The sequence below is a fragment of the Candidatus Soleaferrea massiliensis AP7 genome (genome assembly GCF_000820765.1).
Taxonomy (GTDB): domain Bacteria; phylum Bacillota; class Clostridia; order Oscillospirales; family Ruminococcaceae; genus Soleaferrea; species Soleaferrea massiliensis.
This window is the reverse complement of sequence record NZ_CCYH01000027.1, coordinates 12,595-32,424: the sequence shown is the minus strand read 5'-3', so window position 1 is coordinate 32,424 and position 19,830 is coordinate 12,595. Positions and strand designations below refer to the sequence as shown.

20 protein-coding genes are annotated in these 19,830 nt (G+C 53.7%); 3 read left to right on the top strand and 17 right to left on the bottom strand.

The window, feature by feature from the left end; genetic code table 11:
• Positions 1–33: 33 nt before the first annotated feature.
• From uvrA to BN348_RS05945, 3 genes are all read left to right on the top strand, one after another.
• Positions 34–2,856: an excinuclease ABC subunit UvrA gene (uvrA, locus tag BN348_RS05955; protein WP_040196907.1), complete on the top strand. Its 2,823-nt coding sequence runs from the start codon at positions 34–36 to the stop codon at positions 2,854–2,856.
• Positions 2,857–3,335: 479 nt separating this feature from the next.
• Positions 3,336–3,494, top strand: a complete 159-nt coding sequence (locus BN348_RS05950; RefSeq protein WP_052446762.1) for a rubredoxin — start codon at positions 3,336–3,338, stop codon at positions 3,492–3,494.
• 116 nt (positions 3,495–3,610) lie between these two features.
• Positions 3,611–4,813, top strand: coding sequence for an FprA family A-type flavoprotein (locus BN348_RS05945; protein WP_040196904.1), 1,203 nt, complete (start codon positions 3,611–3,613; stop codon positions 4,811–4,813).
• A gap of 125 nt (positions 4,814–4,938) precedes the next feature.
• On the opposite strand, the gene BN348_RS05940 is transcribed toward BN348_RS05945, so the two are convergent.
• From BN348_RS05940 to BN348_RS05870, 17 genes are all read right to left on the bottom strand, one after another.
• Positions 4,939–5,427: a GNAT family N-acetyltransferase gene (locus BN348_RS05940; protein WP_040196902.1), complete on the bottom strand. Its 489-nt coding sequence runs from the start codon at positions 5,425–5,427 to the stop codon at positions 4,939–4,941.
• A gap of 421 nt (positions 5,428–5,848) precedes the next feature.
• On the bottom strand, positions 5,849–6,430 hold the full coding sequence (locus tag BN348_RS05935) for a transglutaminase-like domain-containing protein (RefSeq protein ID WP_040196901.1): 582 nt from the start codon (positions 6,428–6,430) through the stop codon (positions 5,849–5,851).
• Between the two features lie 90 nt (positions 6,431–6,520).
• A complete protein-coding gene (locus tag BN348_RS05930) occupies positions 6,521–7,255 on the bottom strand; it encodes a methyltransferase domain-containing protein (protein ID WP_040196900.1) in 735 nt (244 codons plus the stop codon).
• Positions 7,256–7,412: 157 nt separating this feature from the next.
• Complete coding sequence (locus tag BN348_RS05925; protein ID WP_040196899.1) at positions 7,413–7,850, bottom strand: DUF3788 domain-containing protein; 438 nt, start codon at positions 7,848–7,850, stop codon at positions 7,413–7,415.
• Positions 7,851–7,928: 78 nt separating this feature from the next.
• Positions 7,929–9,446: a suppressor of fused domain protein gene (locus BN348_RS14225; RefSeq protein ID WP_052446761.1), complete on the bottom strand. Its 1,518-nt coding sequence runs from the start codon at positions 9,444–9,446 to the stop codon at positions 7,929–7,931.
• A gap of 96 nt (positions 9,447–9,542) precedes the next feature.
• Positions 9,543–9,818 (bottom strand): DUF1905 domain-containing protein, encoded by a 276-nt coding sequence (locus BN348_RS05915; RefSeq protein ID WP_040196897.1) that lies wholly within the window; start codon positions 9,816–9,818, stop codon positions 9,543–9,545.
• 487 nt (positions 9,819–10,305) lie between these two features.
• Complete coding sequence (locus tag BN348_RS05910) at positions 10,306–10,698, bottom strand: MerR family transcriptional regulator (protein ID WP_040196896.1); 393 nt, start codon at positions 10,696–10,698, stop codon at positions 10,306–10,308.
• 42 nt (positions 10,699–10,740) lie between these two features.
• Positions 10,741–11,865 carry an aldo/keto reductase gene (locus BN348_RS05905; RefSeq protein ID WP_040196895.1) on the bottom strand — a complete coding sequence of 375 codons (1,125 nt, stop codon included), beginning with the start codon at positions 11,863–11,865 and terminating at the stop codon, positions 10,741–10,743.
• A 7-nt stretch (positions 11,866–11,872) separates the two neighbouring features.
• On the bottom strand, positions 11,873–12,307 hold the full coding sequence (locus BN348_RS05900) for a DUF1893 domain-containing protein (RefSeq protein WP_040196893.1): 435 nt from the start codon (positions 12,305–12,307) through the stop codon (positions 11,873–11,875).
• Positions 12,300–12,854, bottom strand: a complete 555-nt coding sequence (locus BN348_RS05895; protein ID WP_040196892.1) for a hypothetical protein — start codon at positions 12,852–12,854, stop codon at positions 12,300–12,302. Before BN348_RS05895 ends, BN348_RS05900 begins: the two co-directional genes overlap by 8 nt.
• 153 nt (positions 12,855–13,007) lie before the next feature.
• Complete coding sequence (locus BN348_RS05890) at positions 13,008–14,165, bottom strand: aldo/keto reductase (RefSeq protein ID WP_040196891.1); 1,158 nt, start codon at positions 14,163–14,165, stop codon at positions 13,008–13,010.
• Between the two features lie 461 nt (positions 14,166–14,626).
• Entirely contained in the window at positions 14,627–14,800 is a 174-nt protein-coding gene (locus BN348_RS13880; RefSeq protein WP_156136433.1) for a hypothetical protein, read from the bottom strand.
• A 162-nt stretch (positions 14,801–14,962) separates the two neighbouring features.
• The gene (locus BN348_RS05885; protein WP_040196890.1) at positions 14,963–15,493 is read right to left on the bottom strand and encodes an NAD(P)H-dependent oxidoreductase; all 531 of its coding nucleotides are present in this window, start codon (positions 15,491–15,493) and stop codon (positions 14,963–14,965) included.
• Positions 15,494–16,194: 701 nt separating this feature from the next.
• Positions 16,195–16,365, bottom strand: coding sequence for a FeoB-associated Cys-rich membrane protein (locus tag BN348_RS13555; protein ID WP_082020820.1), 171 nt, complete (start codon positions 16,363–16,365; stop codon positions 16,195–16,197).
• A gap of 13 nt (positions 16,366–16,378) precedes the next feature.
• Positions 16,379–18,796, bottom strand: a complete 2,418-nt coding sequence (gene feoB, locus BN348_RS05880; RefSeq protein WP_040196889.1) for a ferrous iron transport protein B — start codon at positions 18,794–18,796, stop codon at positions 16,379–16,381.
• Between the two features lie 77 nt (positions 18,797–18,873).
• The gene (locus BN348_RS05875) at positions 18,874–19,095 is read right to left on the bottom strand and encodes a FeoA family protein (RefSeq protein ID WP_040196887.1); all 222 of its coding nucleotides are present in this window, start codon (positions 19,093–19,095) and stop codon (positions 18,874–18,876) included.
• A 37-nt stretch (positions 19,096–19,132) separates the two neighbouring features.
• Positions 19,133–19,345 carry a FeoA family protein gene (locus BN348_RS05870; protein ID WP_040196885.1) on the bottom strand — a complete coding sequence of 71 codons (213 nt, stop codon included), beginning with the start codon at positions 19,343–19,345 and terminating at the stop codon, positions 19,133–19,135.
• Between the last annotated feature and the right edge of the window lie 485 nt (positions 19,346–19,830).

The window sequence follows — 19,830 nt, the reverse complement described above, 5'->3', positions numbered from 1 at the left end:
GGCGGGTTGAATCAGCGTTTGGGAGGTTTTTAATTGTCTATTGATAAAATTATTATAAAGGGCGCCAGGGAGCACAACCTGAAGAACATCGATATTGAAATCCCGCGTGACAAGCTGGTCGTTGTCACCGGCCTTTCCGGTTCGGGAAAATCCTCTCTGGCATTCGATACCATCTACGCGGACGGACAGCGCCGATATGTGGAAAGCCTGTCCTCCTATGCCCGCCAGTTCCTCGGCCAGATGGAGAAGCCAGATGTCGACTACATCGAAGGTCTCTCCCCTGCCATCTCGATCGATCAGAAGACCACCTCGAAGAACCCGCGTTCCACCGTCGGCACGGTGACGGAGATCTACGACTATCTGCGCCTGCTCTACGCGCGGATCGGTATACCGCACTGCCCGGTCTGCGGAAAACCCATTAAACAGCAGACGGTGGACCAGATGGTGGACAAGACCATGGCACTGCCCGAGGGCAGCAAAATCCAGATCATGGCGCCGGTCGTCCGCGGACGCAAGGGCGAGCACATCAAGGAGCTGGACGCCGCGCGCCGCTCCGGCTTTGTCCGCGTGCGGGTGGACGGCAATCTGTACGATTTATCGGAAGAAATCAAGCTGAACAAAAATCAGAAGCATACGATTGAGGTCGTTGTGGATCGTCTCGTCGTCAAGCCGGAGATCGCATCGCGCCTTTCCGACTCGATTGAAACGGCACTGGGACTCAGCGGCGGACTCATCATCGTCGATGTCGTGGACGGCAAGGAGATGATGTTCTCACAGAACTACGCCTGCCCGGAGCACAACATCAGCATCGAGGAGCTGACGCCGCGGATGTTCTCCTTCAACAACCCGTTCGGCGCCTGTCAGAAATGCTCGGGACTCGGCACCTTCCTCAAGGTCGATCCGGATATCGTCATCCCCAATAAGAATCTGACCATCCGGGAGGGAGCGATCCGGGCAAGCGGATGGTACTACGCCGAAGGCGGCATCGCGCAGATGTATATGGAGGGGCTTGCGAAGCACTATGACTTCTCGCTGGACGTCCCGGTCAAAAAACTGCCGAAGCGGATACTGGACATCATCCTGTACGGCTCGGGCGGCGAACGCTTTTCGATGAAGCGCGAAAACGGCGTCGTGAACGGCACCTACTACACCGATTTCGAGGGCATCGTCAACAATCTGGAACGCCGGTTCCGCGAAACCAACAGCGAATGGATGCGCACCGAAATCACCTCCTATATGAACGCCGTGCTCTGTCCGGAATGCCACGGCGAACGCCTCAACAAAAGCGCGCTGTCCGTGACGGTCGGCGGCATCAACATCAGCGCGTTCTGTCGGATGAGCATCAACGATGCGCTGGACTTTGTGAAAAACCTGAAGCTGTCCGAACGCGACGAGATGATCGCGCACAGCATCCTCAAGGAGGTCCGCGAGCGCCTGGGCTTCCTGAAAAGCGTCGGCCTGGATTATCTGACCCTTGCGCGCAACGCAAGCACGCTGTCGGGCGGAGAGAACCAGCGCATCCGGCTCGCCACGCAGATCGGCTCCTCGCTGGTCGGCGTGCTGTACATTCTCGACGAGCCGAGCATCGGCCTGCATCAGCGCGACAACGACAAGCTGATCGCCACGCTCAAGCGGCTGCGCGACATCGGCAACACGCTGATCGTCGTGGAGCACGACGAGGACACGATGAACGCCGCGGACTACATCGTCGACGTCGGCCCCGGCGCGGGCGTACACGGCGGCGAGATCGTCTGCGCCGGTACGATCGACAAGATCAAAAAATGCAAAAACTCACAGACCGGCCAGTATCTGAGCGGCAAAAAGTTCATTCCAATTCCGGAACACAAGCGCGAAGGCAATGGAAAGTTCCTGACCGTCAAGGGCGCCGCCGAAAACAACCTGAAGGAGATCGACGCGTCGATTCCGCTCGGAACCTTCACGGTGGTCACCGGCGTATCCGGCTCCGGAAAAAGTTCATTGATCAATGAAATCCTGTATAAGACGCTGGCGACCGAGCTGAACGGCGCGCGCAAGAAGGCCGGCGCGCACAGCGAGATCCTCGGCATCGAAAACCTGGACAAGGTCATCGACATCGACCAGTCCCCGATCGGCCGCACGCCGCGTTCCAATCCCGCCACCTATACCGGCGTTTTCGGCGACATCCGTGAAATCTTCGCGAACACCAACGACGCGAAGATGCGCGGCTACTCGGCGGGACGGTTCTCGTTCAACGTCAAGGGCGGCCGGTGCGAAGCCTGCGAGGGCGACGGCATCATCAAGATTGAGATGCACTTCCTGCCCGATATATTCGTCCCCTGCGAGGTCTGCAAGGGCAAGCGCTACAACCGCGAAACGCTCGATATCAAATACAAGGGCAAGAGCATCCATGACGTGCTGGAGATGACGGTGGAGGAAGCGCTGGGGTTCTTCGAGAACATCCCGAAGGTCAAGCGGAAGCTGCAGACGCTCTACGACGTGGGACTCGGATATGTCAAGGTGGGTCAGCCCGCAACGACGCTGTCCGGCGGCGAGGCGCAGCGCGTCAAGCTTGCGACCGAGCTGTCCAAGCGCTCAACCGGGCGCACCATCTACATCCTGGACGAGCCGACCACCGGCCTGCATACCGCCGATGTGCATCAGCTGATCGATGTGCTTCAGAAGCTGGTGGACTCCGGCAACACCGTGGTGGTCATCGAACACAACCTGGACGTCATTAAAATCGCCGATTATGTCATCGATCTCGGACCTGAGGGCGGCGACCGCGGCGGTGAGGTTGTGGTCTGCGGCAAGCCGGAGGAGATTGCCCACTGTGAAAAATCCTACACGGGTAAATATTTGAAAAAATATTTCGAATAATTCACAATAACATGCGTATTCTTGCGGTAGTATGATGATACTAGATAAATGGACCCGGATGAACCGGCAGAACACTGCGGCACCTTTGTCCATCTCGTACTGTCTCCATCATTTCTTATACAGGGAAACGTATTGTACACACGGAATACGCCGGCAGATTTGTTCTCTATATATCGCACTCGCCATATTTCGTATAGGGAAACGCATTGCGCTCGGCAGAATACCGCTGACAGCTTCGTTCTCCATGTACCGGCAGAAATGCAGGATGCCTTTTGATCCCGCTTGGTGTATAAAATAGATAAAAAGGATCAAAAATAACAAAGATGTTCGTCCAATTGGTCTATTTACTGGATGTATACTTTTATGGTATAATTTTAGCAGATTCAACACAACAGAGTGAAAAAATGGCGGATGCATTCCCAATATTGCGAAAACAGTCTACCATTTTGATATCACAATTATCCGAAAGGAGCATGATTATGGAAAGCTATGTTTGCACATTATGCGGTTGGGTTTATAACGAAGAGGACGGCGCGCCGGAATACGGCATCGCTCCCGGTACCAAATGGGAAGACGTCCCGGAAGACTTTGTCTGTCCGCTCTGCGGCGCGACCAAGGACATGTTTGACAAAAACTAAGTGTCCGAAAAAGGGGGCGTGACGCCCCCTTTCCACCGCTTATAAACCGCCCCTGCCAGAGAGGGCGATTCTTTAAAGGTTTCATTGTTAAAAAAATCTCAAACGGAGGGACGTCTATGTCAGTCTGCAAAATCACCGACAACATCTATTCTGTGGGAATTTTAAACCCGAACCTGCGGGTATTTGATATCGTCATGGCCACCGATTACGGCACCTCATACAACTCCTACATCGTCAAAGGCAAGGAGAAAACAGCGCTGGTTGAAACCTGCCATCTTACATATTTCGATGCCTATCTCGAGAACATCAGGAGCGTATGCAGGCTCGAGGAAATTGACTACATCATCCTGAACCACTGCGAGCCCGACCATTCCGGCGCGTTGGCGAAGCTGGCCGAGCTGATTCCAAACGCGACGATTGTCGTCTCGACCGCCGGATCGATCTATCTCAAAAACATCACCAACAACAAGGATTTGAAGGTGCGGGTTGCCAAGGACGGAGACACGCTGGATCTTGGCGGCAAGGAGCTCAAATTCATCAGCGCGCCGATGCTGCACTGGCCGGATTCGATGTTCACCTGGGACAAGGACGACAAGGTCCTGTTCTCCTGTGACTTTTTGGGCAGTCACTACTGCGAGCCGCTGGTTTTCGATTACAACATCGTTTACAAGGATGCCTATGAAAAGGCGTTTAAGGGATACTACGACGCCATCTTCGGCCCGTTCAAGCCGTATGTGCTCGCAGGGCTTCAGAAGATGGAAGGGCTGGATATCGAATTCGTGGCCAACAGCCACGGCCCGATTCTGACCAAAAACGGCCTGCTGGAATATGCCAAGGAGATGTACAAGGTCTGGAGCCAGCCGCAGAAGAATCCGGTCAAGACCATCCCTGTCTTCTACTGCAGTGCCTATGGCAACACCGGCAAGCTGGCAGAAAAGATCAAGGAGGGTATTCTGGAGGTTTACAGCGATGCCCGCGTCGATGTCTGCAACATCATCGAACACGATATGGCACAGCTTTCGGCCCTTTTAAACAGCTGTGACGCGTTTGCAGTCGGCTCCCCGACCATCAACCGCGATGCGGTGCCGCCGGTATGGGTGCTTTTGAGCCACGTGGACGCCATCAACAACCAGAAAAAGCCTTGTCTTGCTTTCGGTTCCTTTGGATGGAGCGGCGAGGCGGTTCCAAACATTGCCGCCCGCCTAAACGGCTTGAAGATGAAGGTATTCGGCGACGGTTACAAGGTCTGTTTTGTTCCATCGGAAGAAGATCTTCAGAAAGCCAAGGAGCTGGGCCGGGAATTTGCGCAGAGCCTTTAAATCCCGTCAAGAGATTCCTGAATGGATGCGGTCCGATTGACCGCTATACAGATACAGAAAAGCCGGGCATCTTGGATGCCCGGCTTTGTGTTTATCCCTCTTTGCCGGTTTCAGCTTTAAAGCGGCTAATCCAGCAGTTTACAGTAATACTCCATCTGTTCATCATACAGATAGCCGTTTGCCATCAATACATGGTTGGAGGCGTGGTTCGCCCTGTCCGGCTGTACGATGATGCGTCTTGCGCCTTCCTTTTGCCGAATGGTATCGGTTAAAAGCGCTATCAGGGATTTTCCATAGCCTTTGCCAAGATAGGCTTCGTCGCCTATCAAATAGTCGATGCTGTATGTATCGCCGCGCCGGGTGACATGGTACCAGTCTTCCAGCTCCCTGGCGTCGTAGCAGTCGTAATACTGACAAAAACCGATGGGGGTATCCCCCTCCATGACGATAAAATGATGGAGCCATGCGTAGACGCTAAGCCTTCCGTTTATTTCGGTAAGCCATTCGTCCGCGTCATGATACCATGTTAAAATATACGGCTTGTTCAACCATCCAGCCAACATATCGATATCCGCGTCGCTGACGGGACGGAGCGTTAAAGAACTCTTTTTCATTGTGATACCTCCATAATTTAAATATCTGAATTTTGTGATCGGTTGACCGTATGCAGATTCTATATGGAGGTCCTCGAATCCATATGGAAAGTTAGCACGGCGGACGGATGATATACATCTGCTTCCCCCCTTTCTGCAGCATTCTAATTAAAAATATTGTGTCTGGTATTCATGCAAAAGTTGTTTTGCATCTTCTGCTGATTTTGCTGTCTTTCTAAACAGTTTAACCTTTATAAGCTACAATTCTGCCCCGCTTTGTTGGATAAGAATTCCACTGCAAACCGCTGTGGAGACTGTAAACCTTCATCAATACGCTTCGTTTCTGCTTGGAATCGCCCATGATATCGGGAGCATAAAGATGGCGTGCAGGAAATAGAGCGGACTGCCAATTCTGCTTTTAATCCTCCGCAATATCAGGGTTCTATGCCAACGTATCGGGGATCTGTTCGATGATATCCTGCAAATCTCTCGCCCGCTCAAGCATTTCCATCGATGCAGGATGCGGACGGGAAAAGATGCCTTTCCAAAAATACTCATCGTACTCTGGCCGGTTTTTAAATGCAAGAACAGGCTCTGCCAAGGAGAACCGAGCGTTTATCCCCTTTGTATTTCCCCTGGCATCCAGCTTGATCCATCGATTTTCCACCCAGACCGCATTGAACGCGTGGACGCAGTAACCCAATGAATCGTCGTCCGCAAGCGTGATATGCTGGAAGCAAAAGCCCGCCGGTATTCCCTGTGAACGCAGAAGCGCGGCCAGCAGATTGGCCTTTGCGTGGCAGATGCCCGTCTGATACTTTAAAACATCGGATGCCTTTGCCGTGATGACTGAAGCGTCGCAGTCAAAAGAGTGCGGGATTTCATCACGCACAAACGCGTAGGCAATTCTTGCTTTTTCGGTCTCAGACATGCTTTCGGTGAACAATTCCGCCGCTTTGCCGACGATAATGGAAGAACGATAATCGACATATTCCGTTTCCAGCAGAAAGCTATTCAAATCCATCCAGATAAAACCTCCTTGATTCTTCCGCACCGTCCGCACACTTTGCATGGCGGTCTTTTTCTGTCTGCTCCAGGATGAAGCTCATTCTGATCATCGCGCAACGACGATAAGCCGTCCGCTTTGCTGATCATAGGGACTTCGATCGTAATCACCGTAAATCTGGATCCGTTCAAATCCGGCAGCCGTCAACAGCCGCCTGTAATCGTCATCCAGAAGAATCCTGTAGACAATGTCGTACTGCCTGTTTTCCCGCCGCTTCTGAGAATGGTACAGATCTAAGATGTGTATGGTCTGAAACCGGCTGTCGTGCTCTTTGACAAAGATGCGGGAAAAATCATCCCTGTTCACCACCACCTCGATCGACGGCAGCGATAATGTATTATGCGTTGTTCCCTGTGTCAATACAAGCAGTCCATTCGCTTTAAGTCTGTCCTTCATGGACACAAGCGCCGTAACCAGGTCTTCATCGGTATGCAGATGGGGCAGCGCTGTTGTGAGACAGACAACCGCATCGAATTTTTCTGTGTATGCCTTCTGTAAAAACCTGAAATCACATTGGCGCAAAGGGATTTCTCTGCGATGCTTTTCCAGATTTTTAGCCGCTACATCCAGCATGGAGGCCGAATAGTCGGAGCCAAAGACACGGTATCCCATTTCAGACAGCATATATAGATGCTGCCCGGTTCCGCAGGCGCAGTCCAATACGGTTTCTACGTTGTTCTCGGCAAACAGCTGTTCAAAAAACGCCTTTTCACTGCCAAGATAATCCTCAATGTTTCCAAATTCATCGTAGTCATATGCGAATTCCTCGTAGATATCTTTCAACGCGTTCACCTCTCCCGTTTTATATCACACAGCAAAAGCGAAATCCGCTGCGCATGCGGCATCGAAGCCGAATAGCGTCAGAGCAAAAAGCACAGCCCCATTTCGGACAGCATCGTTCGCATCAATCGGATACCAGTTTAACCTTATCAAATGCATGTTACTTTTTCCGGCTTCCCGGTTCTCTGCGAACTGCAATCATTTTCTTCACATCGGTAAGAATTTGTTCGTCCTTTACATCGATCATCAGCCATTTTTGACCCATGCCCTCTGCGGTATCATGGTACAGCCGCTGCAGGTACGGCGTACATGATGGGAGTATAAGCTCTGCTTCCCCGCGCTCGCGGTCTCCTATCACGACAAGCACGGTAAAGGTCCCCTGAGACGGATACAACGTACACAGGCCGCGGCCCGCTTTGCGGTATTTTACATTCCATCCCGGCATACTGGCACACCGGCTGTATGAAATCAGCGGTTTTGCCTGGTATTGTATATGCAGATACCCGCACAGGTCCTCCCACAGCTTGTTGTCCACGCTGCGGCTGATCGTTTCCATATCCGGACACTGTGACGGATCCATCTTGTTCCATTGATTCATAGATTCTCTCCTCTCCTGTTTAGGCGTCCCGCATTCCTTTTTACGCGGCAGGGCCGTGTTTGGCTTGCGTACAGCGCTTTATCCTGCCAGTCCATTGCAGGTAATCTGTCCCGCTTCATCGATGGAAACCCAGATGCAGTGGCCGGCAAAGTAATCCGGGGAACAGTAGAGGTACAATTCCATTTCCGGCAGTTCTCCCGGAAAATCGATGTGAATTCCCTCAAACCGCAGACTGTCACAGAAATTCTCCTGTGTGATGGGCAGGAACACCTTTTCCCCATCCTCCATGATATAGCACTCCTGCTCCTCATCCTCGGCTTCCTCTGCACTGCTGGCCCAATCCTCCGCCAATGAAAGCATATTTTCGTCCAGCAAAGCCTTTACAATGGCTGTGCGGCTGTCCTGCAGCCATGCAACCCGCTCCCGCAGGACGGGCAGGTACTGTCTTAAACAGGTCTCCCTGTCCTCCTCGGCGGGAAAATCGATGCTGAGCGTCACATCGGGCTGATGCCACAGGGTGACGGCCGTTTCACAGGAAGCATACGCGCTGTTCTTGAAATCGCCGGCCTCCAGTTCGCAGGTGCGGCAGACACACGGCCGGCCGATATTCAGTACCGGGGAAAGCGTCTCTCCAAACCGCTCCAGAATGCTTTCGGTATCGCTGGCAATCTTGTAATCCATCTCTTCCTGATAGAGCGGAATCACCTGGTAAAACCGTACCTTTTCGCCGCCTGGCAGCGTACAGACCGCTGCTTCGCGGTCCGGAACCTGCGCATCAGCGGGGCTTAACGGCGCAAACGGGTTTGTCAGCAGAACACCGGCCAGATCCGTGTTTTCTGCAAACGGCCCGCCGTTCTCCACCGTGTGCCCCCATCCCAGCCAGGTGTCCTCATCGCCGGGCAGCCGTGCCAGTATCTTCAGCCAGCGCAGCGGCCAGTACCATTTTTCATCGTGATTCCGCAGGTCCCAGTCCTTCGGCAGGCAGATGAGCAGTTCCGCACGGTCAAAACCGGCTTCGGACAGCGCGTCCGGCACCGACATGCGGTGCGCGCCCATCCCCATGGTGACCAGCGTGATGTAATCGCGTTTTTCATCCGGCTGGATGACGGCGAGATCGACATGGATATCCGGCGACGCCAGTTCGTGAAAGACGCTTTCGAACGTTCCAAAGTGGCGTTCAATGTGCGCTTCGACAGCACGGATTTCCTCTTCCTCATAGAGTTCGAGGGGACGGGATGTGTGCTCTTCCAATTCCTCCCTGCACCAATCGAGCATCTCGCGCGCATCCTCATCCGACGCATCCAATTCCAGTGTGCGTTCAAATTCCCGGGCGGCTTCCTCTTCGCGGTCCAGATAATAATAGGCGTATCCAAGGCGAAAATGCCAGAGCGGATCATCCTTCCCCGCTTCCTGAACCGAGAGCAGCAGCGCCGCGGCTTCCTCATATTCCGAAAGGTTGTTGAGCGCCCGCGCCAGATGCCCGGTCATCTCATAATCCCGTTCCTCTTCCGGGATTTCCCTGATGGTCTTTACGATGGATTCATATTGATCCTGTTCATGCCAGCTGTCCAGCCGGCTGCGCAGTTCCTGGTTCATACAGGCATCCTCCTTCACGGTTCCAAGATATTTGGCTCTTATTATAACATAAAAAGCGTACTGCCGCATCATTTTTTTCTGTGCGGCAGTACGCTTTTAATGTTCGGTTTTTTCACGAATGGTAACCTTCACCGTATCGCCGGGTCCTTTTCCAATTTGCTCCCGGATATCCTTGCGCAGGCCCAGGATGTGAAGCTTCGTTTTCATCCGCACCAGGCTGCCCTCATAGGATACGCCGTCAAACGTCGCGGATACCCGCACACGCCCTTTGCCGAACTCTTCCCGCACATCATAGGGGAACTCCACATATGCGCCGTCGATTTCCGGAACCTTGTAGATGGTCGTCTCAAACTCGTAGACCTTTGGATTCATAGAAACACCTCCGGCATTAGATTGCCCAACTGGCATCCATTCAATCAGGACCGGCACAATTTATGCAGAACAATTTATGAAAGCCTATATATGCCGTGTATTCTCCATAGGAAAGTGAAAAGCCGATCAGGTACAGGCTGGGTTGTTTTAAACTTATCCGCTTTGCAGGATGAACCATCATCTTCATATGCAGAACAATTCCTGCACGCCGGCATATGTCGTATATTGTTGCGGGAAAGTAAAGACCTATATGGAACCGACCGAACAATTAAGCAGTTTGATGGTTATCCGCTTTACAGATTAAACCATCGTCTTTATGTTTAAACAAATCCCGAACATCAGCATATGCCGTGTATTCTTAGGGAGGAATACACAGCATATACGGAACCGACCGAACCATCCGGCGTTTATACGCTTTGCAGGATGAGCCATCATCTAGAAAGAAAATATGGTTCCTACTTGGTTCCCGCTTCCCTTTGATCGCCGGTCATTGCTTACTCTGGGAAGAGCGCAGCTTTTCATCGGACGATGCAATCCACTGTTCATACCCTTCAATCTTTCCGTCCAGGCGCTTCAGCGTCTGCTGCATCTGTTCAACCCGTTCGCGGAGCTGGTCGCGCTGCTCGATCAAAATCTGCTTTCTGGCTTCCCGGGTGGAATCGCCCTTCTGGAATAACGCAACATATTCGATGAGTGCCTCCACCTGCAGGCCGGCGCCCCGCATGCATTTCGCAAAGTTGATCCAGTTGCAGTCCTCCTCCGTATAGCTGCGGATGCCGCCCGATGTGCGCGGCACCGCCGGAATCAGCCCGATGCGCTCGTAGTAACGCAGCGTATCCGCTGTCAGCCCAAACCGTTTGCTTACCTCTGCGATGGTCATGGAATGACCTCCCCTTTTCATTCTTCTATCTATAACAAATTCCTACTGCATATCCTCTTCAAAGGCATCCGCGACCGCCTTGAGCCCGTCTATGATGGCAATATGCTGCGGACACTGGCGTTCGCACTGCCGGCAGGCAATGCAGTCGGATGCTTTGCCGTGGGTGTGCGTATAGTTTTCATAATAAGCCTGCTGGAGGGAAAATCCCTTGCTTCCCGCCTGCTTCTCCGCATTGTACAGCGCGAAATACTGCGGGATCGGAATGCGTTTGGGACAGCCCTCGACGCAGTAGCCGCAGGCGGTGCAGGGCACTGTGATGGAATCGTTGATAATTTCCACCGTCCTTCTGACAACGGCGCGTTCTTCCTCGCTGAGCGGGATAAAATCCTGCATATAGCCGGTGTTGTCCTCGAGCTGCTCCATGCTGCTCATGCCGCTGAGTACCGTCAGGATGCCGTCATGACTTGCCGCGAAGCGGACCGCCCAGGATGCGGCGGACCGGCCGGGCGCATACTCTTTGAAGAGCTTTTCGGCCTGCGGCGGCACCTTGGCCAGCGTTCCGCCTTTAACCGGTTCCATGACGATGACCTCTTTGCCGTGCTTTCTCGCCACCTCGTAGCATTTACGGGACTGGATGCTCGGATCGTCCCAGTCCAGGTAGTTGAGCTGGAGCTGAACCACATCCACTTCCGGATGCGCGCACAGGATTTCATCCAGCAGCTGCGCGTTGTCGTGATAGGAAAATCCGATCCGCCTGATCTTCCCCTCCCGCTTCTTGCGCTGGATAAAATCAAAGCAGCCCAGCTTCTGCGCGACCGCATAATGTGAGATATTCAAATTGTGCAGAAGATAGTAGTCGAAATAATCGACGCCGCACTTTTCCAGCTGTTCGTCAAAAATCCGCGCCATATCCTCTTTGGTCTTCAAAAACATTGTCGGCAGCTTGGAGGTCAGCGTAAAGCTGTCCCGCGGATGCCGCTTCACCAGCGCTTCGCGGGCCGCCGTCTCGCTTTTGAAGTTGTGATACATATATGCCGTGTCAAAATAGGTGAATCCGCGTTTCAGAAAGGTGTCCACCATCTGTATGGTCTGGTCCATGTCCACGCTTGCCGGATCGTTTTCATCGATGAGCGGCAGGCGCATCAGGCCGAATCCCAATTTCTTCATATTCGTTTCACTTTCCTTCCTGTTTGCTTCTGAGCTGCTCCATGGTGCGTCGGACAGCCTCCAGAGCCTTCATCGGCTCCTCGATATCCCGAACGGCCTGTTCCATCGGGCAGGATCCCGTTCCAAGCCGGTTGATGATTCCTTCGCAGGTTGTGTCGCATTCGTAAAGGATGCCGTACCGGGAAAACACCTGTGTGGCCTCCCGGCTCATGACCGGCGCATACACGGCTTTGACGCCCGCCAGCACAAAGAGCAGCGCCGCCGCCTTGCCCACAATCTTATCCGCGGCAGAGCAGCCGTGCAGGTCGGCGCCCAGATCGATCCAATCCACCAGGGGCGCAACGCCGCGCTTGGTGCTGGTGTGCAGGACCTCTCCCCTGCACAGGACGCAGGTATAGCTTCCATCCTTTAAAAGGTTCCTCGCGCGTTCCCAATCAGTCATGACGCTTTTTCATCCCCTCTATGCGGTAAATCAGAAGCGGGATCAGCGCCCACTGCAGCAGGATGCCGGGAAGTCCCGTGGTCACCATGTTCCAGATCTGCACCGCCTGGACCGCCTGGCTGCCTAGCCCGTAGACCGCGATAAGCACGGCGGCGGCTCTGAGTGCCCTGCCTGCGGCCTGCGTCAGCACCAATTTGGCGAAAACCGGCAGCTTGGTTTTTGCCAGGAACCCGCCGACCAGTCCGTATCCGGCAAGCTCAATCACCATGAACGGCAGCACCGCGGCGGCGGGCATGCCGGAAATGCCGGCGCTGATCACCGGGCTGAGAGCGCCGGCAATGACGCCGACGGCCGGGCCGCCCATCAGTCCCGCCAGCAGCACCGGCAGGTGCATCGGCAGAAAGGCCGAGCCGAGCATGGCGCCGGTGCCGGAGACCATTCCGACCGCGTGAAAGACCTGCGGCAGCACGATGGCCGCCACGACCGTCAGCACTGTCATGATAGACTTATTCCTGATTGCTGTTCTTTTCAATGCAATTGTTGACATACAAATATTCCTCCATCAATTTATCATGTTTCGTCCGATATCACCGGAGTTGCGAAGCGCGCTGTTAAATTGTCTTCCCTGAAAACCGGCGCAAAGAGCTTCGCAATCATTGATGCGCCGGTGGGGGCAGATGGCAGCACTGCGGCATCCGCTTCACTTGGCGGATGATCCCGTAAATAAGGCGGCGGCTTCCTTCATATTTTCCCGGATCGGCACACCGAACGGGCAGCGGCTTTCACACGCGCCGCATTGTATACAGGCGTCCGCCGTATGCGCAAGGGCGGCATAGTGTTCCCGGACCGTTTCCGGAACCGCTCCCTGCGCCTTCGAAAGGTTCAGGAACTTAGTCACCGTCGCCACATCGATGCCCTGCGGGCAGGGCGCGCAGTGGCCGCAGTACATGCAGTGCCCCTGCCAGCTGATTTTTGGAAGGGCAGCGAAGGCGGACGCATAGTCCCGCTCGCTGTCCGATGCGGTTTCGTAATCGAGGTTCGCCTGCAGCTCTTCGGCGGACCGGACACCGGACATCACCGAAGCCACCGCCGGACGCGTCAGGGCATAGTGGATGCACTGGTTGACCGTCAGCGCCATTCCGGCGGGGGAATGGGGGCTCAGCAGGTCCCCGCCGCCAAACGCCTTCATGACCGTGATGCCCACGCCGAGCCGCTGGCAGGTTTCATACAGCTTTTCACGGTCCGGGTCCATATTCAGAAGCGGCTTTTCATAGCTGCTTTCCAGCCACAATGACTCACAGTTCTCATCGGGCGGCAGCAGGTCGTAGCAGGGATTCACGCTGAACATCAGCACATCGACCAGCCCGCTTCCGACCGCCGCCAGCGCCGCAGCCGGATTGTGGCTGCTGATACCGACATGCCGAATCCTGCCTTCCGCCTTGAGCCGGAAGGCATACTGCATGACCTCCCCATCCGCAATTTCCTTCCATTCATCGACGGAATCCACATAATGGATCATGCCGATATCGATATAATCGGTCTGCAGCCTTGTAAGCAGGTCCTCAAAGGAGGCTTTGACCTCTTCCATATCCCGGGTGCGCTGGTACTGCCCGTCCTTCCAGACGGTGCACAGATGTGCCTGCATGACGAACGATTCCCTTTTTCCCCGCAGCATCCTTCCGATTCGGCTGCGCATCTCCGGGTCCGGGCTGTACAGATCCATACAATTGACGCCGTGTTCCAAAGCAAGGCCAAACATTTCTTTCGTAAACGTCTCATCCCGGCCGGAAAAGCCTTCGCAGCCCAATCCGATTTCGCTGACCTGCAGGCCCGTCCGTCCAAGTGTTCGATACTTCATTGCGTTCTCCCCTTTCTGTTTTCTATACAAGATAGATACGCATGACGCCCATGCATCTCTTCATCTGTTCATATGACGCATGCGCATCCGGCCAGTCATCATGATGATACCATATTCCCCGGGAAAAGTCTAACATCCGCCCGCAGATCGATCAATTCGTGAATATGTACGTATCTTGTCCGCTGATTTTTATCTTCGGCGTCCGGCGCAGAAGTCGATCCGTGGATATGTACCTGTCTTGTCTGGCATATCCAAGACCCGTTTCGCCGGGTTCTCATCGACACGCTCGCCGCAGCATGTCAAGTTCCTCCATGGATGCGTTCACTGCAGAATGTCAGGTTCATCAATGGACATGCTCACTGCAGAACGTCAGGTTCATCAATGGACATGCTCACTGCAGAACGTCAGGTTCATAAACAGATATACAGCGAACACAGCCGCTATATAACAGGAATGCCGGTTTACCGCACCAGATAACCGTTGCCGACCAGAAGAAATACCTGGGACCACAAATCTTCGTCATTCTGAAAGCCGATCTTTTCATAGCCGTTCTCAGGATGGAACGACAGGCACCGCAGTGCATGTGAAATCCAAAGACAGGTCCTGTATGTCTCCTTTGAAGGATGATACAGCATATAGAATCCCCCATATTGTCTTTATATTGAAAGAAGGTTTCCGTTGTTTAGATTCTGATCCTGTCCATGCCGTCCGGATGTCCCGGCGGCATTTCGGATCAGTTTTTTCAGCCGCTGGGTTTAAAGGCAATTCCATCGCGGAATTGGCGAACACGGGGCGTACTATGCTCCTTTTCCCATCCGATATGCTTCCTCCATCGCTTTGCTGCGCCGGATATCCCCTTTCTGCCAAGCCCCTGAACCATAAACGACGCCCTTTACCTTTGCGCCGGGCAGACAGTCTGTGAACCCCTGAAAACCGTCTATCGTCCGCTCCATCGCCGCCTTTCCCGCAGCCGCAGCCGCTATGAAGTAAAAATCCTTATCCTCGATTTCGGTGTATCGCGGAAGCGTACGGTCAATCAGTGTCTTCATCTGGGCATCCATGGAATAAAAATATACCGGCGTCGCCATTACAATGACATCCGCTTCTACCATTTTGTCAAGAATTGCGGACATATCGTCCCTCTGCACACACGCGCCGCGATTTCTGCAGGCGTCGCAGGCTGTACAATAGCCGATATCCTGTTCCCGTACATAGATCTTCTCCGTCACATTTCCGGCTTCATCCGCACCTTTGATAAACTGGTCGCAGAGTATATCGGAATTGCCGCCCTTTCGGGGACTTCCGGATAAAACAAGTATATTCTTCAAGCAATGTCCTCCTCTTCTTGTCTTGTGATCGTTTTTTAATCTCATATCTTCAACAGGCGACGGCCCCGCTTTTTCACTGGAGCGTCCTATCCAACCCGCCCTGGCCGCATCGTATTCCCTCTTTCCAGGTGTTATGCTGTTTCCCTGTTGTGTAAACAGCATAACACCTGGACTTAACTCCAAGTCAATAGCATTCACAAAAAGTTCATTTATCACTTTTTGTGGGCTGTCCGGCTGATATGCGTTCATAAGGCTGGCACTACGCAGGAAAAGCTCATGCAACACAACCGTTAAAATGAAATATACTGCGTCCCATGTACGGTTTGTTCCACCGGCTTGCTCTGTACGCGGACACCGGGAGTTTCCTCCTCATCATCCGGCTGGACAATCAAATCGACCGTTGAACGGATGGTATACAGCATTCCTATAAGGGGGCATAAAACCGGTTCGCATTTTGAGAAGTACGGAACAACATGTCCCACGCATCAAACACATTGCCACTGCTGAGACGGTTGTTATATGACATCCTTTCAGCCGCGGCGAACCATTTTCATGCTCGTTCGTTTTACTCAATGCCTGAAGCCCTAACATACAGGGATACCGCTCCGGCACAGCGGGTGATTTCCGGAACAATAAAATCCCGGCATGCGGATTGATTTCCGCATGCCGGGATCAGAAGAATTTAGATGATTGGATGAAAGCTATTTTTTATGGCACATACCGGAGGATGGGCAGTTTTCGCAGCCGCAGCCGCAGGATGATTTTCCTTTTCTCCTGTCCCTGATCAGCTTTGCGACAATCAGGGCAACAATGGCGGCCAGAACCACCCCAATGATGATCGTCCCTCCGTAGGAAGCAAAGAAACTTAACATGGCAGGTCCCTCCTTAATGAGATGTCGCCTTGACCTTTGTCTTTAATGCACCTGACTCCTTGTACGGTCGGAACAGCATATATGCGAGCACCGCAACGATGGCAAACGCCGCGACGGAACCGATGATACTGCCCTGTCCTGTGAAGAGCATGCCCAGCTGATACACCACCAGGGAAACCGCGTAAGCAAAGCCGCACTGGTACAGGATCGCAAACCACGTCCACTTCGCGCTGTTCATCTCACGCTTGATCGCGCCGATGGCGGCAAAGCAGGGCGCGCACAGCAGGTTGAATACCAGGAATGAGTAGGCGGCGAGCGGTGTAAACGCCATGCGCATATTGCTCCAGATCTGCCAGCCGTTTTCCGCGACCTCTTCGAATCCGCCGAACAGGACGCCGAAGGTTCCGACCACGTTCTCCTTTGCAATCAGGCCGGTGATCGACGCCACGGACGCCTGCCAGTTGCCCCAGCCAAGCGGCGAGAAGATCCACGCAATCGCATTGCCGATAGCGGCGAGGATGCTGTTGTCCATACCGACCATGCCGAACGAGCCGTTCTCCCATCCGAAGCTGGAGGTAAACCAGATCAGAATGGTTGCGAGCAGGATGATGGTACCGGCCTTTTTAATAAAGGACCAGCCGCGCTCCCACATCGAACGCAGAACATTCATGACCGTCGGCAGATGGTAGGCCGGAAGCTCCATGACAAACGGAGCCGGTTCTCCGGCAAACATCCTGGTTTTTTTCAGCATGACGCCGGAGACGACGATCGCCGCGATGCCGACAAAGTAGGCGCTTGGAGCGACCCACCACGCGCCGCCGAACAGCGCGCCGGCGATCAGTGCGATGATCGGCAGCTTCGCGCCGCAGGGGATGAAGGTGGTCGTCATGATGGTCATCCTGCGGTCGCGGTCATTCTCAATTGTACGGGAAGCCATGATGCCCGGAACACCACAGCCGGTTCCGATCAGCATCGGGATAAAGGACTTGCCCGAAAGCCCGAACTTGCGGAAGATGCGGTCCATGACAAACGCGATACGGGCCATGTATCCGCAGGACTCCAGAAATGCGAGGAACAAAAACAGCACCAGCATCTGCGGCACAAAGCCGAGCACCGCGCCCACACCTGCGATGATGCCGTTGACAATCAGGTTTTGGAGCCAGTCAACGCAGTTTATCGCGTTCAGCCCGTCTTCAACCATTCCCGGAATGCCTGGTACCCATACGCCGTACGCAGCCGGATCGGGTTCTTCCATCGCAGCCGCCTGTTCATAGGCGGCAAAGTCCACCGGAATCTCTTCCTCTATGTTGCCTTCGTCGTCGTACAGGCGCGCGGTGGCGGTCAGGCTGGCCGCCTGATCGGGTTCGATGCCGGCGTCCTCCGCCGCCGCTTCAAACGCCTCGACGATTGCGCCGGGTTCGGCATATTCCTCCGCCGCCTTCTCATACGCAGAGGAACCGATGCCGAACAGATGCCAGCCGTCCCCGAACAAACCGTCGTTGGCCCAGTCCGTCGCCCAGGTGCCGACCGTCGTAACCGATACAAAATATACGATGAACATGACCACCGCAAAGATCGGAAGCGCCGCGAAACGGTTGGTCACGACCTTGTCGATCTTGTCGGAGACGGAGAGCCTGCCCAGGTTCTTTTTCTTATAGCAGCCCTTGATGATCGACGCAATGTAGACGTACCGCTCATTGGTGATGATGCTCTCCGCATCGTCATCCAGCTCCTCTTCCGCGGCCCTGATGTCCTGCTCGATGTGTGCAAGCACCGTCTTGTCGAGCTTCAGCTGCTCGAGCACCTTTTCATCGCGCTCAAAGATCTTCACCGCATACCAGCGCTGCTGTTCGGCCGGCAGGTTGTGAACCGCTGCTTCTTCGATGTGGGCGAGCGCGTGCTCCACAACGCCGCTGAAGCTGTGCTGCGGCACGGTTTTCTCTCCCTGGGCCGCGCGGACAGCTTCTTCAGCCGCCTGCATGACGCCCAAACCCTTCAGCGCGGAGATCTCTACCACCTTGCAGCCAAGCTGGCGGGACAGCTCCTCGATATAAACCTTGTCGCCGTTCCTGCGCACGACATCCATCATGTTGACCGCGACAACCACCGGAATGCCCAGCTCGGTCAGCTGCGTGGTCAGATACAGGTTGCGTTCCAGATTTGTACCGTCTATGACATTCAGGATGGCGTCCGGCCGGTCATTGATCAGGTAGTTTCTTGCCACGACCTCTTCCAGTGTGTAAGGGGACAGCGAATAGATGCCCGGCAGGTCCATAATCACAACATCTCCGTGCTTTTTCAGCTTTCCCTCTTTCTTCTCCACCGTCACGCCCGGCCAGTTTCCCACGAACTGGTTAGACCCGGTTAACGCGTTGAACAGCGTGGTTTTGCCGCTGTTTGGGTTTCCCGCAAGAGCGATTCTAATTTCCATAACCGTTCTTCCTTTCCATATGTAATTAGTTATAACTAACTAACAAGCCCAAAAAATGAGCTTCTACGCGGTGCAAGCTACTCCACTTCGATCATTTCCGCGTCCGATTTGCGCAGGGAAAGCTCATATCCGCGGACGGTCACCTCCACGGGGTCTCCCAGCGGAGCCACCTTCCGCACCTGAACGGCAGTGCCTTTGGTAAGCCCCATATCCATGATGCGGCGCTTGACGGCGCCCTCTCCATGGAGCTTCACGACCGTGACTGTGTTTCCAACCTTTACTTCTTTCAATGTTTTCATACTGCAGCCTCCTGACTTTATGATACTATGCCAATTCTCACACCATGATCTTCTTTGCCATCTCTTTGCTGATGGCAATGCGTGACTCCTTGACATTGACAATGAGATTTCCGCCTATGGTCGAAATCACCGTTACATTTCCCCCCGGCACAAAGCCGAGGTTTTCAAGATGTGCTTTAACTTGGGGATTGCCCCCCACCTTTCGGATCATGTTCTCCTCACCAACATTGGCAAACGTCAATGGCATCATGTTCATCCCTCTCTTTTTCGGTAAGTCTAAGCTAACCTTCAAGGACATATATACGGTTAGGCTTTCCTAACCGTATATATGTTAGCATCGTCTAACCAATTTGTCAAGAGCTTTCTGGAAAATGATTCGGACAAAAAATCATGATAAGCACCTTTTGCAATCAGTGAGCGGAAAAGCGGGTTAAACCACTTTGTTGGAAGATGGCCGCAGGTATTTTCGGGGCGGGATCTGTCTGCCAGCAGGAATCAATGACAGCAGTTCAGCCTACAGGCGGCATATGCATGGATTTTTATGCGTACTGTATTGGGAACGAAGCTGTCACAATAAGCAAATACATCAAAAGCCGCCTGCTTTTTTAAGCGGCGGCTTTTGCAGATAAAATTCGATATGGACCCGCTATGGTTTCCCGTCCTTTCGGCTGCCATGATTCTGTCCATACACAGCTCTGTCCCACCAACGCGCAGTGTCCACTCATATGTATACGG

Bases quoted from the DNA above. Each gene is read 5' to 3' on its own strand.
- BN348_RS05900 (WP_040196893.1), bottom strand. From the start codon at position 12,307: ATGACTGATTGGGAACGCGCGAGGAACCTTTTAAAGGATGGAAGCTAT.
- BN348_RS05875 (WP_040196887.1), bottom strand. From the start codon at position 19,095: ATGAAAACATTGAAAGAAGTAAAGGTTGGAAACACAGTCACGGTCGTG.
- BN348_RS05870 (WP_040196885.1), bottom strand. From the start codon at position 19,345: ATGATGCCATTGACGTTTGCCAATGTTGGTGAGGAGAACATGATCCGA.
- BN348_RS05910 (WP_040196896.1), bottom strand. From the start codon at position 10,698: ATGACCATCGCAGAGGTAAGCAAACGGTTTGGGCTGACAGCGGATACG.
- BN348_RS05940 (WP_040196902.1), bottom strand. From the start codon at position 5,427: ATGAAAAAGAGTTCTTTAACGCTCCGTCCCGTCAGCGACGCGGATATC.
- BN348_RS05905 (WP_040196895.1), bottom strand. From the start codon at position 11,865: ATGAAGAAATTGGGATTCGGCCTGATGCGCCTGCCGCTCATCGATGAA.
- BN348_RS13555 (WP_082020820.1), bottom strand. From the start codon at position 16,365: ATGTTAAGTTTCTTTGCTTCCTACGGAGGGACGATCATCATTGGGGTG.
- BN348_RS14225 (WP_052446761.1), bottom strand. From the start codon at position 9,446: ATGAACCAGGAACTGCGCAGCCGGCTGGACAGCTGGCATGAACAGGAT.
- BN348_RS05925 (WP_040196899.1), bottom strand. From the start codon at position 7,850: ATGAATCAATGGAACAAGATGGATCCGTCACAGTGTCCGGATATGGAA.
- feoB (WP_040196889.1), bottom strand. From the start codon at position 18,796: ATGGAAATTAGAATCGCTCTTGCGGGAAACCCAAACAGCGGCAAAACC.
- BN348_RS05950 (WP_052446762.1), top strand. From the start codon at position 3,336: ATGGAAAGCTATGTTTGCACATTATGCGGTTGGGTTTATAACGAAGAG.
- BN348_RS13880 (WP_156136433.1), bottom strand. From the start codon at position 14,800: ATGCTGTATCATCCTTCAAAGGAGACATACAGGACCTGTCTTTGGATT.
- BN348_RS05935 (WP_040196901.1), bottom strand. From the start codon at position 6,430: ATGGATTTGAATAGCTTTCTGCTGGAAACGGAATATGTCGATTATCGT.
- BN348_RS05945 (WP_040196904.1), top strand. From the start codon at position 3,611: ATGTCAGTCTGCAAAATCACCGACAACATCTATTCTGTGGGAATTTTA.
- BN348_RS05895 (WP_040196892.1), bottom strand. From the start codon at position 12,854: ATGTCAACAATTGCATTGAAAAGAACAGCAATCAGGAATAAGTCTATC.
- BN348_RS05915 (WP_040196897.1), bottom strand. From the start codon at position 9,818: ATGAATCCAAAGGTCTACGAGTTTGAGACGACCATCTACAAGGTTCCG.
- BN348_RS05890 (WP_040196891.1), bottom strand. From the start codon at position 14,165: ATGAAGTATCGAACACTTGGACGGACGGGCCTGCAGGTCAGCGAAATC.